Origin of the sequence: uncultured Salinicola sp., assembly GCF_937921195.1 — a bacterium.
In the GTDB taxonomy this organism is placed as follows: Bacteria; Pseudomonadota; Gammaproteobacteria; order Pseudomonadales; family Halomonadaceae; genus Salinicola.
Map to the genome: position 1 here is coordinate 194,908 of NZ_CALFQK010000106.1, position 14,647 is coordinate 209,554.

The 14,647-nt window shown below is 63.5% G+C and carries 14 protein-coding genes; 1 reads left to right on the plus strand and 13 read right to left on the minus strand.

Annotated elements, in window-relative coordinates; genetic code table 11:
* Positions 1–27: 27 nt before the first annotated feature.
* The 5 genes from Q0602_RS11875 to Q0602_RS11895 form a co-directional block, all read right to left on the minus strand.
* Positions 28–4,260, minus strand: coding sequence for a MobA/MobL family protein (locus Q0602_RS11875; RefSeq protein WP_298843403.1), 4,233 nt, complete (start codon positions 4,258–4,260; stop codon positions 28–30).
* A gap of 98 nt (positions 4,261–4,358) precedes the next feature.
* Positions 4,359–5,228, minus strand: a complete 870-nt coding sequence (locus Q0602_RS11880) for a hypothetical protein (protein ID WP_298843406.1) — start codon at positions 5,226–5,228, stop codon at positions 4,359–4,361.
* A 34-nt stretch (positions 5,229–5,262) separates the two neighbouring features.
* Positions 5,263–5,820: a hypothetical protein gene (locus tag Q0602_RS11885; RefSeq protein ID WP_298843409.1), complete on the minus strand. Its 558-nt coding sequence runs from the start codon at positions 5,818–5,820 to the stop codon at positions 5,263–5,265.
* Between the two features lie 77 nt (positions 5,821–5,897).
* Positions 5,898–6,209: a hypothetical protein gene (locus Q0602_RS11890; protein ID WP_298843412.1), complete on the minus strand. Its 312-nt coding sequence runs from the start codon at positions 6,207–6,209 to the stop codon at positions 5,898–5,900.
* Between the two features lie 101 nt (positions 6,210–6,310).
* The gene (locus tag Q0602_RS11895) at positions 6,311–6,796 is read right to left on the minus strand and encodes a hypothetical protein (RefSeq protein ID WP_298843415.1); all 486 of its coding nucleotides are present in this window, start codon (positions 6,794–6,796) and stop codon (positions 6,311–6,313) included.
* Positions 6,797–7,700: 904 nt separating this feature from the next.
* Between Q0602_RS11895 and Q0602_RS11900 the strand changes: the two genes are divergently transcribed.
* A complete protein-coding gene (locus Q0602_RS11900; protein WP_298843417.1) occupies positions 7,701–10,082 on the plus strand; it encodes a hypothetical protein in 2,382 nt (793 codons plus the stop codon).
* A gap of 110 nt (positions 10,083–10,192) precedes the next feature.
* Here the strand turns inward: Q0602_RS11900 and Q0602_RS11905 are convergent, their stop codons facing one another.
* The 8 genes from Q0602_RS11905 to Q0602_RS11940 form a co-directional block, all read right to left on the minus strand.
* Complete coding sequence (locus Q0602_RS11905) at positions 10,193–10,981, minus strand: hypothetical protein (protein WP_298843420.1); 789 nt, start codon at positions 10,979–10,981, stop codon at positions 10,193–10,195.
* Entirely contained in the window at positions 10,938–11,438 is a 501-nt protein-coding gene (locus tag Q0602_RS11910; RefSeq protein ID WP_298843423.1) for a hypothetical protein, read from the minus strand. The genes Q0602_RS11905 and Q0602_RS11910 overlap by 44 nt, the downstream gene beginning before the upstream one ends.
* Complete coding sequence (locus Q0602_RS11915; protein ID WP_298843427.1) at positions 11,435–11,971, minus strand: hypothetical protein; 537 nt, start codon at positions 11,969–11,971, stop codon at positions 11,435–11,437. The genes Q0602_RS11910 and Q0602_RS11915 overlap by 4 nt, the downstream gene beginning before the upstream one ends.
* Positions 11,972–12,014: 43 nt before the next feature.
* A complete protein-coding gene (locus Q0602_RS11920; RefSeq protein WP_298843430.1) occupies positions 12,015–12,380 on the minus strand; it encodes a hypothetical protein in 366 nt (121 codons plus the stop codon).
* A gap of 124 nt (positions 12,381–12,504) precedes the next feature.
* Positions 12,505–13,092, minus strand: coding sequence for a hypothetical protein (locus Q0602_RS11925; protein WP_298843433.1), 588 nt, complete (start codon positions 13,090–13,092; stop codon positions 12,505–12,507).
* Positions 13,089–13,700, minus strand: a complete 612-nt coding sequence (locus tag Q0602_RS11930) for a hypothetical protein (RefSeq protein WP_298843435.1) — start codon at positions 13,698–13,700, stop codon at positions 13,089–13,091. The genes Q0602_RS11925 and Q0602_RS11930 overlap by 4 nt, the downstream gene beginning before the upstream one ends.
* A complete protein-coding gene (locus tag Q0602_RS11935; protein ID WP_298843437.1) occupies positions 13,697–14,275 on the minus strand; it encodes a hypothetical protein in 579 nt (192 codons plus the stop codon). Before Q0602_RS11935 ends, Q0602_RS11930 begins: the two co-directional genes overlap by 4 nt.
* Positions 14,272–14,487 carry a hypothetical protein gene (locus Q0602_RS11940; RefSeq protein ID WP_298843440.1) on the minus strand — a complete coding sequence of 72 codons (216 nt, stop codon included), beginning with the start codon at positions 14,485–14,487 and terminating at the stop codon, positions 14,272–14,274. The genes Q0602_RS11935 and Q0602_RS11940 overlap by 4 nt, the downstream gene beginning before the upstream one ends.
* Between the last annotated feature and the right edge of the window lie 160 nt (positions 14,488–14,647).

Genomic DNA, 14,647 nt, shown 5'->3' on the forward strand with positions numbered 1-14,647 from the left:
GCAGGGGTTGCGCAATTGCGCAATTGATCACCTGTTCTTGGTGCGATCATCCACGCCGCGGCCGTTGCGACTGTTCCTGTCGTCTATGCCGTCCCAGTCACGCTGCAACCGGGCTCTGACCTGCGGATCCATCTCGTCGACGATCGAGAGCAGATAGCGATCGCCCCGGATTACTGCGGCGGCCTTCCGACGCGCCTCCTGGTCCTTCTTCTCTTCGGCTTCGATCCACGCGTCGATCTTGTCGTTGATGCCCTTCTCGAGCTTGCGTGTCGGAACGCGCTCGTAGGTCCGCTCGCCGAGGAGATCCATCTGACGGTCGTCGATTACCGCCTTCCTCTTTTCCTTCGCTCCGTTCCCGCTTCCCTTGTCGTTCTTGTCGGGAGCCTTCGCTGCGGCATCGTCCCCGGTGACGCGACGGGCACCGTAGTCCTTGGCCTCGGTGGGTTCGACGTCGCGGATGAGTCGGCCTCCCGGGCCGAATCGCAGACCGCTCCTGCGCTGCTTCGGCTGTTCCTCCGTTGGGGTGTCCTTGGACTTGCCGACAGCATCGGTCCCGCCCGTCTCCGTCTCGCTCTTCGAGGAGGAGGATTTCTCTTCCACTGCGCGCGCCGGACGATCGTCCTTCTCACTGCGCTCCTGGTCGTTCGAGAAGTCGGGAGTCGGAGTTGCAGGAGTGCCTGTGTCTTCGTGCTCCTTGACGGAATCCCTGACAGCAGGCGATCCTGTATCGTTCCGGCCGGCCGTCCGCGGAGCCTCGGACTCCTCGGCGCGGTCTTCCGTCCTGCGCGGATCGAGAGCCTCGAGACGGGCCTTGACGGTGGCGTCCTCGATTGCACGGCGGAATTGCGGATCGCGGGCGTGATCGACGGAGAGCTGGCGCAGCTCCTTGGGCGCACGCTTTATCAGGAGAGCGGGGTCGGCATCGGTCGGCTCCCTGACGGCCGCGGGGTTCTTGGCGAGATAGGCGACGAGGCGCTTCACGCCACGGTCGTTCTTGGCGATGATGCCGTCCATCCTGGAGATCGAGCGCTTGTCCTCGATGACCAGACGTTCGGGCACGCGGTAGAGCGCGACATCCTGACGCGAATAGGTCAGCTCCAGGCGACCGTCCGTCACGACCCTGGCAGGACGCAGGTGCTTGGTCCTGGTGATCTCGATCGCGTCGTTGACGACTTGGCGCATGCGCGCATCCTCGTCGTCCTTGGCCTTGTCATTGTCCGGACGCTTGCCGGTGTCGGTCCGGGTGGTCTTTCCGGTCTCGGTCTCACTCTGCTTCGCAGCGCCAACAGTGCCAGTCGGGCCTTGGTCGTTACGGTTCTGGCGATTGGCTTCGCGGTCGGCGCGCAGATCGCGCTTCGCAGCAGCGATGCCGGCGATGGAATCGTCGACGGCCTTCACGATCTCCGGCTCGTTGGCGAACATCGCGAAGGTCTGGAGATGGGTCTTGTTCTTCGTCCCCAGACGATATCGTTCGGAATAGGGTGCATCGGGGGCCACGGCTTCCTTGCCGCCCTTCGCGATGACCATGCGCGGATTCTTCTCGATGGCGGCCACGAGTCCCGCGATCATGTCGTCCTGCTTTTCCTTCAGCTTCCCGAGCCGCATCTGCGTGCGCTCGTAGCCGACGCTTGCGATGATCTCGAGGTCCTTCGCCGTCGGCCTGACGGGAACGATGACGCCGTCCTTTTCCGTGAGACGCTTGTGGCGCTCCACGATACGCGCGATGTAGTTGTCTACCGCCTTGCGGTCGAGGCCGCCGGAGCCGCGGTCATTGGCCGCGACCTGGGCTCTCGATGTGCTCTTGGTCGGGTCCTTCTGAGCGGAGCCGTCACCTTCTCGTTCGCGCCGCAGCGCCTGCCCGCCAGAGATGATGTCGTCGATGATCTTGGCCGACGCGGTCGAGCTCTTCTCGTAGCGGTTCGCGGAGATCTCGCTCGAAGCGATCTGGCCGATTTCTTCCGCCATGACGAGCGAGAGACCGTGAAGGTGGATCTGGGCTTCCTTCTTCTTCTCCTCGTAACGCAGGATGTTGTCGGACTGGCGCTTGGTGGCGCGACCCTGCGCGATGGCGAGGAGATGCTTCTCCGCCATCTTCTCGAGCTTCTTGGCCCGGGACTGAAGACGGTCGTAGTGCTCCTGCAGGTTGAGCGCGATGGCGCGGTGCTCGGATGCGCGGCGTGCGTCCTGCTCCCAACGGACCATTTCCTTCTCGGCCTTCTCGCGCTGCTGGTCGGTGAGATCACCGGCGGCGATGCCGTTCTTCCAGCTCTTGAGCTTGCGTTCGATCTCCATCTCGGTCTTGGCCCGCTTGTTCGCGAGATTGTCCTGGATGTAGTTCCACTGGTTGGCCTCGTTCGTGAGGCCGGCCTCGGTCGCGATGCCCACCGACTCCAGGCGCGCGGCCTGTGTGCCGAGGTGGACGTCAGGAGCCTTGTGGATCCCCATCTCGGAATACCTGCGCGGATCGAGTCGGCGGTCCTTCTGCGCGGCCTCGAGCTCGCGGTTCGTGAGGTCGGCGAGTTTCTTGCGCAGACTGGGGATGAAAGGACGCCGCGTGACTTCCCGGTTCTTCTGCTGGGCAAAGGGGAACGCAGTCTTCTTGTGGCGGCAAGCGGTCTGATACTCGTAGGGGATCGTGAAATCCCATTTTCCGATGTGTTCTTCCATGCCGGACGCGAGAGCGGCCTTGGCTACGGCATGACGGTCCGCGACCTGCTTGGGAGCATCTTCGTCCAGCTTCCATAGGTGATCGGCTTCGTCGCCGGTAAAGCGCTTAACGGGACGGTCATGATAGACGAGATGGAAGTGCCAGTTGCGATCGTCGTTCGTGTGATCGGGCGCGTGCATGACCGCGATGTAGGGGAGCTTCCTCTTCTCGAACTCCTCTGCGAATCCCTTGAGGATGCGCACGCGGGCATCATGATCGACATCGTACGGGAGTTCGCCCACGACGCGGAACTGCACACGGCCGCCGCGGCCGTCCTCGAAGCGCGCTCCGTATGAGGTCTCGACCTCGCGCTCCTCGCGTGCGGCCTTCTGCTCGTCGGTCTCGTTCTCTGGACGCTTCTCACGCGGCTTCCATCCATACTGCGCCATGAGCCTGCGGACTTCCTCGTTGTCGCCGGTTCTCACGACGACTTCATCTTCCTCGTCCGCCGCCTCGATGGACTGGCGCAGGATGCGCGGGCACGCCTCGTCCTGGGCGATCTTGTCCCAGAACTCGCGATTGCCCTTGAGGAGGATCCTCATGCGGTCCTCGGAAGGATCGGACTCGCGCTTCTCGACCTCCTTCCAGAAGTCCTGTCGTTCGCGCGGGTCTTCCGAGATGTTGGTGAAGAGACAGGCGGTCCCGTTGTCGTTGTGAGCGAGAGCCTCTTCGCGCTCGATGTAGATGCTGGCGAGGGCTCCGACACTGATCGCCTCGTCAGCCTGGGGGGCGTTGTCGTTGGGGGCCTCCGGCGTGAGCCTCAGGCGGAGGGCGTCCGCCAGGTCCGGATCGATCTCCGGATCCTCCAGTATCTCGAGCAGATCGTCATTGTCCGCCTTGACCAGCTTCCCGTCCTTCTGGAGGTAGACGGAGCCGTCTCCGTCGCCCTGTCCCGGTTCCGGGATCTCAAGTCCCAGCCGCTCGGCGAGTTCCGGATTGATCCTGGCGATGTCCTCGAGTTCCTTCTCGATCTTCGAGAGTTCGTCCTCGTGGGCCTTCGCAAGCGCTCCGTCGCGCTCGATGTAGGCGATGTGATCCTTCGCCGCTCCCTTGCGGTTCTTCGTTCCGCGGCTGGTGGTCTTCTCGTGATTGGTCTTGCTGATCGCCTCGTGCGAGAAGTGGAAGCTGGTGGCGCCGTGCTCGTTGGCGATGCGCAACGGGCGAACAGCGGGGAGCACGAGCTTGGTCGGGCGGACCATGGCCTCCTGCTTCTTCTGTCCGTTGCCCTGGGCCTCCCACATCGTCTTGGCTGGACCCTTCCTGTCCTTGCCTCCGACCTTGCCGGTGATGTGGTCGTCGCCGCCGGGAAGGGTCAGGTTGACCGTGCCGTTCATCGGGCGCCCGCCCTTGATGTTGGTGCGCGCCAACTTGGCGATATCCTGTCCGCTCCCGACGGGGGTGCGACCGCCACGGTCGTCGATCAGGCTGGGCTCGCCGTTGTTGTCCACGCCGATCGTCCCGCCATGCTGACGCATGACTTCCGATTTCTGCTCGAACGAGCGCACGCGGTCGCGCGCGAGATCGAGTTCAGGATCGTCGAACTTTGTGGCCATGTCCTGATTATGCCATGGAGGATGCTCATCCTGCAAGTCACGCAGTGATCAGATCGTCGTGAAAAGCGGTATCCTCTCGGCTTCATGAGATGAGAGTGTCAGGCTGATCGTGGGGACGATCTCGCGGGCGACTCCGACCCCTTCGACAGGGCCCATGCTATGCGGAGGATGCGTGAAGGAATGGCTTCCTTTTCCGGGTCGGGATTATCCTGGTCGATGAGCGGCCTCAGTTCGCGCCACATCATCGTCTCGGATGCGAGTATGAAGTGGACCTCGTCCTTGGCGAGATGCACGGCCTCGACGGTGCATTCGCGCATGAGCGGACCGAGGTCGGCGACGTCCCTCAGCGGGAAGGGGCCTTGGCGCGAGCGCGCGACCAGTGACTGCCTTACCGATTCGGGCATGGGTGCGCGAAGGATCAGCAGCCGGTCCGGGCCGTCTATGATGGCATGGTCGGCATCGGGCTCCCCGCTCCGGATCACGAAGGCCTGTTCGTCGACTGCGACGGAGAGGGAGCCGGGGGCGAGCGATCCGGCGCCTTGCTTGACCTCGAGCCCCTGACCGGAGATCGCGCTCCCTGTCATGGCGGCGCGGTTGTCCTTTTCCAGACGGATGCGATCCGCGTGGCTCACGGCGAGCCTGTCCATGGTCCTCACGATGGCTGATCCTGCGCCGGGATTGCGCTCGGCGATCCGCAGCAGGAGACCGGCTCCGATGGTGCCGATCACAAGCGGGCGGGTGACGCACCGTCTGGTCAGTGCGATACTGAGCGCAGATGAACGGGTGGCGGTCTGCCACCTCGCGCTGATGAAGAACCATGCGAGACAGCCTCCGACAGGACCGGCGACGAAGCCGAGCAATCGCACGACCAGGCTGTCCTGCGTCATCACGGCGAACATCGAAGCCGTGATGACGCAGAGAGCCAGGATGCCGAGGACCGTCTGCAGAGCCATGAATCTCGCTTTCATCTGGAGTCCTCCTCGCTTTCGTTTTCTCTTGTGATCAGACATGGATCTCGATGGGACCGTCCGGAGTCACATCCATGGCGGCGGCGATCATGTTCATGTGTCGGAGCGCATCGGCGCCGGCACGGTGCTCGACTGGATTCCGAACGAGCCAGGTCTCGGCGCGCTTCTGCATGTGGGGAGGCAGCGAGATCATGAGAGCATCGAGATCTCCCAGAGCGAAATCAGGCGATCGTCCGGCGGCTTGTGAGAGTCTCCTCATCCAGAACGAATCGTTGATCCCGCCATCGCAGAATGCGAGCGAATCACGCACGATGTTATCGAGACGCGCGATGACGAGATGAGCCTTCATTCCGCCGGCAAGCTCATCGCGCCTGATGCCGTGCACCTCCTGGGCCTGAAGTGACCAGTCATCGGATCGCATCCAGTCCGAATGCGGGAGGATGATCGTGGACCACCACATGATAGGCATGTCCGGACGGCTCCAGCGGGAGACACCGACCTCGATCGGGTAGCTCCTGTCAGTCAGTGAACTGGCCTCGAAGTCCAGCGTCACGATCGGCCATGGAAGGACGGCGATGTCTTCCCGTTTCATGGCGTCGCTCCTGAGGCCTGTGTGATGCCGGACACGGACGGCGGGTGGTCGAGCACGGCGTTGATCCCTTTCGCTTCTCAGGCGGCTCTGGAGAGCATCCTGGACAGGTGTTCGGAGGGCATGCCGTCGGGGATGGTGTTGGAGAGCCAGCAGGCCCGGATGTAGATCTCGTTGTTACGCCTTCGCAGGATGGCATCGTAGTCATCCTGCTGCGCATCGTTCTTCGCCAGCCGTTCGAGCCTTTCCGATTCGGCCGTGGCATAGCAGTCGAAGAGGATGTCGGCGATGATCGGGCCGATACCCGTTCCGGGCTCGTCACGCTTGAGACAATGACTGCAGGGCTCGGCGTCATGCTGGGTGAAGAACTGTTCACGTTTCTGTTCGATCATTCTGGTTGTCCGGCTGGAGTTGAGAGTGCATCGGTGCAGGTAGGTCACGCTGATGCTTATCGGTGGAATATCGGAAGGGCGCCCTGTGGGCCTCAGGATCATCAGATGGGGTTGGTCATGCCGGAAGCCGCTTTCGGCGCTCCTGCGCCTTCCTGAGGCTCCTGAGGGGCATGTCGAAGGCTCATCCATGATGACGATAGGGCGAGGAAGAGATCGCGGTGGCGTTCTGCTTCGATCTCGCCGTGTTCCATTGCGTCGGGATGGTCACTCTGACGGCTGCGCTTCCATAGCATGCAGCCGAACGAATGGGCCTCATCGGGAGGCATGGATTCTTCGGCCATCAGACGAAGCAGTTCCATGCCTTGGTTCACGGCACCGCCGGCACCGCGGACATCGGAGCAGGACAGGGCTTCGGCCCATCCGTGCTTGGTCGGCTGGCTGGCTGCTTCGTAGGATGGGAAGGAGCACATGATCTGCATGGCGATCAGGCAGGGGTGGCCGGGATAGACGACGGACATGCGCAGGATGTCCTGACGATGCTTGGCCAGGCTGCTGTCACGGGTGGCCATGGGGACGTCTGTATCCATGCGGGAATGGGTATCGTCTGTCGCACTGTTCGGCATACTCTTTTCCTCTCGTTGATGGATCATTCGCTTCACTCATAACCCGCTTGTCGGGAAGCCAAGCGCAGCGCCCCAAGGACGACGTAGGAGGACGCCCAAGGTTCTAGCCGGAACCGCACTCGATCGAATGGCAATACCAGTGACCGGATGGGAGACTGGAAGAGGAAGACGGCTGCAGCCGGATGACGTGTGAGCGAAGCGAACTACCCCTTGCAGCCCGGAAGGGGCGGAAAGGCGCAACAAAGTCGTCTGCTCCGAAGGTGCGGATGACTTTGTGGTATTGCGCCTCAAAATTTTACCGGCTGCTTGATAGGCATGCCGGGTTGTAGAAGGGAGAGAATGGCAGGAATCTGCATGATTCTTCTCTCTCTCAGCTCAGATTTCATATGCGAGGTCATCTGGATGCCTCGTCATTTTCTGCATTTGTTCCGCCTGGGGAGGCTGGAACGAGAAAAGTCGGTCGATCAGGCCGCTCTCCGTAAGCCGCACTATTGCGCGGTTTTCGGATCGGGTCAACAGAAAGTATGCGAGAGCATGGGGTCTGTGGACACGTTAGGCCGGAAAATGCCGTTTTCGGGCCTGTGGGATGGAATATGCAAGAGCATATGGGAATGCCACTGAAAAACGCCGATATGCGAGAGCATGAGGCCTCTGGACATCAAGGAAACGGCGGAAATACGTCAATACATCGTATATGCGAGAGCATGAGGGGTGTTGCCAGAAGGAGCGATTTCATCCTAAAACGGACGGGCGGACTCGGTTCGGGTGGAATCGGAGTCGTTTTAGGTAGGGTATGCGAGAGCATGAGGGGTCCTGACTCAGGCCGTGAAATGCTCATCCGGGACTCGATAATAGGCGTGGAATGACGATGATCGAAGAGAATTCTGACGACGATTTCGGCACCGATGAGGGTGTCGAACAGGCTTCGGACTCGGTTCCGGAGGCGGATTCGGAGGGGTCTTCGGACTCGCTTCTGCCGTTTCCGGACGGTGCGTCGGGCACCGATCCGGAGGAGGAAGAAGAGGACATTTCCCCGACCGAGAAGCGGCGCGAGAAGCGTCGTCGTCAGCGGATCATGGAAGGTCTGGCTGAGAGTTTCGGTCTGGAAGGTGATGAGGCGATGGAGACGCTCGCGCTCATCGACGATCTGCTTCCGGACCCCATGCGGATGTCCACTGCAGGGCATGTGGGGCAGCGTCTCGAGCATGCGATGAAGGACCTGCGGTCTCGTCATCCGAAGCTGATGTTCAACCGCGTAGGCAAGGGCCTCGATGTGACGGATCCGTCGAGATACTTCTATCCGACGGGTGCGTTCTCCAAGCTGCTCGATGATGAGGAGGGGTTGCTCCGAGCCATCGTCATCAATGATCGGGTGAGGGCTGGGGCCGAGCGCATGGTGATGGAGCACGAGGCGGTCCGGTCGCTGCTGCTGGCCGAATACGTGAGGCGTTCGACCCTGGTCGAGCAGTGGCGCCATCTCCTGCCGAAATACATGCTGCCGATCTTCTCCATGCTGGAGGCAGCGGGTGCCAAGGCGGACGATGTCCGTGTCGACATGGCGTTGTTCAACCGGATCCGGGACGTGATCGTCGAGTGGTCCGGGGGCATGGTTTCGCGTGCCGACATCATGGTGGCGGCACGTCGAACGGAGGAGGAGTTCCTCCATGCGCTGAAGGATGACGTCCTTTCCGAGACGGTGGAGCCGGTCGAGGAATCCTTCGATGCATGCCGGGAGAGACTGCGTTTCGCTCTGGCCGAGGCGCGCTCCGATCTCGAGGATCTGGACGGCATGGATGCGGACGAGTTCGATCTCTCGGAGGCCAGCCGCCGCATCGATCGTCTGATGACGGCGATCAGCATCGATGCCGGAATGGATGCCACCGGTCGGCTGGTCTTCCCTTCGGTCGACACCTTCATGGATGCGATCGCGGCACGGCGTCGGGCCCGTCGAGGGCTGGACGACGGGGCGGATGAAGGTGGCGATGTCACTGGCGAGGATGCGGTGACGGGTGGGGCGCAGGAGCCTGACGACCTGCCGGAAGTCGGGTCGGATGATGACGGTGCGGGCGACGAGGTCGTCCCGGTCCGGGAGCCTGTCGTCGAGGAAGGGTCCGATGAGTCGGCCGACGAATCGCGTGATCCGACAGGGGATGTCGATACGCAGGCGGAGGTCATGGATGGGCCTTCTGCTGAGGATTACGGTCCTGACATTCCGGACGATCTGTTCGGTCCGGGAGGTCTGGACGAGGATGATGATGATTCAGGAGAGGAGGGTGTTTCTGGTCCTTCGGACGATGATCATCCCTTTGCCGATGACGGGACCGGTGAGGGCCCGGAGGCTGGCGTGTCGCAGGACGGATGGGACGATGACGAGCTCGCACCCATCGGCGAAGGCCCCTTGGCGTTCGACCCTTCGGACCTCGGAAACTGGCCCTCGGACAACATGGCTGTGCGTCGTATCGCTCCGGGTCTGGCGAGGTCGACGGGTCTGTCCCGTTCGACGTTCGGCAAGCCCTTCACCATGTGGCGTCCTTCCATGGATCCGCCCCCGTTCTCGTTCATGGGCTTCCGCTTGCAGCCGGATCTCTCCGCCCGTCAGGGACAGGAGGGTCCGATCGAGCCGGTCGACCTGAGCCGTCTGGAGATCGGCGATGGTCAGTGGAAGGCGGCGTCGCTGGTGGGTCCGTCCCGTGTGCTGGGTCAGTCTCATCCCCTTATGCTCCCTCCTCATTCGAGGCTGTCCTGGTATGGCCGGACGCTGGGCTGGGGAGAGACGGACATCAGGGGTCTGGGTGCGTTCGGTTCCCCTGCGAAGCCGGAGACGGTGACGCCCAAGGGTGATGGCCGGATGCTGGCGGATGCGATGCGAGGGGTGGCCCGTCTGCGTCTGGCGGAGCTGGTGCAGAGGGTGCCCGGGCATTTCCTATCCGATGCGAAGGCGGGTGCCGAGCGTCGGGCCGAGGCGGCCGAGGATCTGGCCCGCTACTGGATATTCGTGCTGCTGGCGCGTCACGATCAGGCGGGCTTCGATCTGATGTTCGGGGACGGTTTCTTCCAGGGCATCCATGGTCCGGATTTCGTGGTGGATGCTTCGGGGAATGCCGATTTCGGTGGACCGGACAGGAGCGGTCACATCGGGATTTTCTCTCCCGAACTGGTGAGGAAGCTGCCGCCGGTCAATCCGCAGGAGCCGTTCGTGGGGACGATCGGTGACGGGGTGATGTCGGGGATCAGGCGTCCACTGGTGTAGTGGTTCCCTATGGGTATCGTCACCTGAGCGGGTGGCGGGTCGTTTCGGACGAGGCCGGTCGCACTTGGTGTGGCCGGCCTTTTCCGTATGGGGAGACGGGTGTCTTCCCCTTATGGGGTCTGGTCGTCTCCGTCGGTCTCTCCCCCTTGGTGGGAATGGACCTCTTCCCCTATGACGGAGACGGCCTGCATCCGGATCTCGTGGGCGAAGGCGGGGAAGGGGATGGACTGGATCGGGTATCGCAGGATGGTGTGGATGTCCTGGTGGAGCGGGATCAGGCCCTTCTTGGGAATGTCGCCTCCGGGGTTGAGCAGGTCCATGGTGTCGACCTCCTCGATGCCGTCGGGTGCGAGGAGGTCTATGTCGAATCCGTCGACGGTAATGTAGCGGGAGAGCATCGTGCCGGGGGCTTCCTCCCTTATGGTATCGAGCACGGATGCGGGGAGCGTCCTGTGTTCGAACCATGCTTCGTCTTCGGAGAATCGGATGGGTCCGGGCGGGGTGACGTGGACGATGAGCGTTCCGTCGGAGTTGGTGAAGAGGTAGCTGGTCCCGGTGGCGAAGTCGGTATTCCCGTAGGCGCCGGTGGCGTCCCGGGAATAGTCGTGGACCTGGTAGACCTTCTGCTGGAAGAACTTCTCGGCCTTGGAGAGGACCTTGCAGGCTTCGAGCGGATGGGTGGCGACGAGGCGGCGCAGTTCGTGCGCGGCGAGGATGCCGATGCGGGTGTTGGCGGGGTCGGGAGCTTCCTTGTTGATGGGTCTTCTCCCTATGGGGTTTCGGCATTCCGAGTGGTGGCGGATGGATATGGGGAAGGTCCGGATTCTCGAAAAAATCGCGGGCCTGCGGCGCTTTTCATTCGGGCGTGGTGATCGTCCCGTGGCGGCTGGCCATGGCATCGCGGAAGGCGTCCCAGGGTTCGGGCCCGGTATCGAACCGGAGCACGAGATGGACGGGGTCGAGATGGGTCACGGCCATGGAGAGGATCGGGGTGTGATAGGCTTCTCCGAGGTCGACGAAGTCGCTGACCGGTCCTCCGCGCTCCGCGGTCCGGATGTATGTGAGCCATCTGCTCTCGGGCAGTATGTCCCTTGCGATGAGGACGCGGCCCTCTTCCACGATGATGCCGTTCATCGGTATCCGGGCCTTGAGGTGGAGGTCGGCTGGTCGGCCGTTGATATCCGTCACGTCGACCTTCTCGAAGATGACGAGCGGTTCGATGCCCGGGATGTCCAGGCTCGCGGTGCGGCCGGGATCGAGGGTCTCGAGGCCCTCAAGGACATGCATGGTCTCGCCGGGCTTGGCCTTGCATCGGGAGATGATGTGGCAGCGGGCGAGCGCGCATATCTTCATCATGACCGGGTTCCTTGCGGCTGATGGCGGGCGATGAGTTCGGCCTTGAAGCGCTCCCATCGGACGGGCCGGTTGTCGAAGGTGATGACGGCATGCTCGACGTTGGCGTTCCTCTGGAGGGTCACGTCCTCTATGGGCGCGTCGTATCCGGGACCGAGATCGATGAGGCTCGATACCGGCTGGCCGATGCGGTCTCCGGAGAGGAGCGCGTTCCATGCGGCGGCGGGGACCGCGCTGTCGGAGAGGGTTATGCGTCCCTCCCCGATGATGAAGGCGCCGTGATCGATGTGGCCGTGGAAGAATTCGTCACCGCGGCCGCTGTGCCAGCGTCCGATGTGGCCGGTCATGGGGCCTCTGCGGTCGGTCCGGGGGAGCGGCACCGGCAGGTTGTTGCTACCCGTCGCGTAGAGTTCGACCGAGCGGATGAGCTTGGCGGTCTCGTCCGGGAAGGCCGCGCAGCGGGTCTCGAGGACGAGCCGGGCGAGGGCGCCGATGGCGACGAACGGGGGTCTTCCCCCATTGGCTCTTCTGCTCATGGCGCCCTCTCTGTTGTTGGTCTTGTCTGGTGTCGGTTCCGGATCAGGCCGCCTTGGCGGTCACGGAAGACCGGGCGGCGGGCTTCAGGGCGAGGCTCTGTCCGGGGAGGAACCAGTCGGTGAAAAGGCCGAGGCTGACGATGCCTTCGGCGTCCGGCTGGGTCTGGGTGACGACCGATTCGATGGTCTGGGCGACGAGTTCGATGCGTTCCGGGACGCCTGCGGCGTTGGCCGGGAAGTGCGGCTTCAGGATGGCGGAGATCATGACGCGGTTGCGCTGGGCGTTTGCTGTCATGCGGGTGAGGGCGGCATCGGCCTCGAGGCAGCCGGTCTCGCGCGCGGTGGGCTCGTTCGAGTTGATGGCCTGCGGACCGGAGAGGGTCAGGCGGGAGCGGGCGGGCTTGTCCATGGTGGTTTTCCTTTCGGATCGAGGGTCTCTGGGTTGGTGGTGATGACCGGATTTTCCCTTGGGTCTTTCCTGTCGTTGGTCCTCTGCCGGTGTCGTTTGGATACGGGTGGCGGGAGTCTTCTTCCTATCGGCAGGCTTCGGCCAGCCGTCTGGCGAAGGCGTCGAAGTCCGTCTCCTTGGTCTTCGTCCTGAGGGTCAGGTCGCGGCTGGTGTCGACTGCGACCTTGGCGAGCGGGACGGGCCATGGCCGGAGTGCGTCGATCTCGGGGAGGCCCGTCTCGACGATGCCGCCGAGCGTCATGGTGCGCTTGATGCAGCGGTCCCTCAGGGTCGAGAGGGTGCTGGACGGGATCGTCTTGCCGTCGAGCCAGAGGGTGGTCTCGCCCGGGGCCTCGGCCATGCGTATGCCGGGTGCGGGGCGGAAGCTGGCGCACAGCAGTCCGGGGTCGAGGCCTTCTCTCGCACCCTGGATCCTGAGGTCCGCGGTGAAGCAGCCGGCGTCCGGCTCGGACTTCGAGCGGGGCACCGTGATGGAGATCTCGATGGTGCGGCCGCGGGCGTGTTCGTCGATATGCTCGATGATGTCGTCCGCCGTGACGATCCGCAGCGTGGGGGACCGGACGCGGGCGACTCGGGCGACGAGGAGCGCACCGGCGAGGGCTCCGACGCGCACGGTGGACCCGCGCAGGTTGAGTTGCGGGACATTCGTCATGGCGTGCTCCCGTAGGCGCGCGGGTCGGTCCGCCGGACGAGATCGGGGACGAAGTCCTCGATGAGGACGTCGTCCGGTTCCAGCCGGAATGTGGTGTTGTCGGCCGGGATGGCGATCGCTTCGAACGGCTGGTCGTCGGCGAAGGAGACGAGCCGGAGACCATCGATCAGGGGCATGCCGGTGGTGATGACGTCCCCCACGGTGATGCCTTCTTCCGAGCTCCGGCGCTTGAGCGCGGCGAGCGCGGTCTCGGGGAAACGGTCCTTCATGACGGTGAGCGAGAAGTCGCCGAGACGGATGCCGTCGAAGGGTGAGGAGGTCGCCCGGATGACGGGTCCGTTGTAGGGCCGGGCGCCGTCGACGATGCGCAGTTCCGCTTCGAACGAGCCTGCGTCCGGGTCCGTGCGCGAGCGCTTCAGCGTGAGCGGAAGGACCGCGAAGGCCTCGTCGGCGAGGAGGCCGAGCCGCTGGACGATGTCGGCGGTGATGCTTCCGTGGATGTTGGTTGCATCGTGGTCGAGCGAGGCCGCGGCGAACAGGTAGGCGCGGGCGACGGCGCCGATGCGGAGGGGGCGTCGCAGCAGCGATTTCGGAATGGTTCCGGTCATGATGCAATGCCTTCCATCTCTGCGGCAAAGTCCTCGAGGGGCACCGGTGTCTGTATCGTCCTGATCTCGGTGCTCAGGAGCTTGCCGTCCCCGCGCCTGCGGACCTGGGGCGAACGGAGCGGTATCGGATCGAGCGTCTGATCGCCGGTCCGGACGATGTCGCCGAGGACGAGCGAGCCGGACTCGGCGCGTGCGATGAGGTCCGACAGGACGCTGGCGGGCAGGGCGTCTTCACCGATCCACAGCATGATGTCGCCGATGACGATTCCCGGAGCGACGCACGCGCTGGCTGTCAGGACCGTCTTCGTGGCGGGATCGCGGGAGGGGTCGCAGCGGAACCCGATGCAGGTGAGAACCTCGTTCTCGAGGGGCGCGGCGCTTCGTGCGGGGAACTCCCTAGAGACGAATTCATGGGAGAGCAGAGGGGGCATGAGGGCGGCGATCTCGTCGCCCCGGCCCAGCCTCTCGGCGTGGAGGAGGCAGGCCCGGGCGACGGCGCCGACGAGGATGCCGGGATGCTCCTCGAGGCGCATGGCCGCCGCTCGGGAGCGCTGTCCGACGACCCGCTCGGTCATGGCGAGACGGTGCTCTCGAACGCCGCGATCATGACGAGGAAGAAGAGTGTCGCACCGAGCCAGCTCAGCAGGGGATAGCGCGTGATGAAGGAGGCGGGAAAGTCGCGGTCCTCGAGAGCCCCGAGGTCGTAGGTCCGCGTGCTCGCCCGTCCGATCTGGAAGATCGTGTAGGAGGAGATCAGGATGAGGAAGACGAGGATGGCGGTCTTCATGGATTGTCCTTCGGTTGCTTTCGATCGGTGTGTCATCCGACAAACTGAATGTGGATCTCGGAGCATTCCCCGGACAGCATGCGGTCGACCTCGATGGCGAGACCGACCATCAGCTGGCGGCGGATCTCGTCCTTCGAGAGCGCGGTGAAGGAGCGCGAGC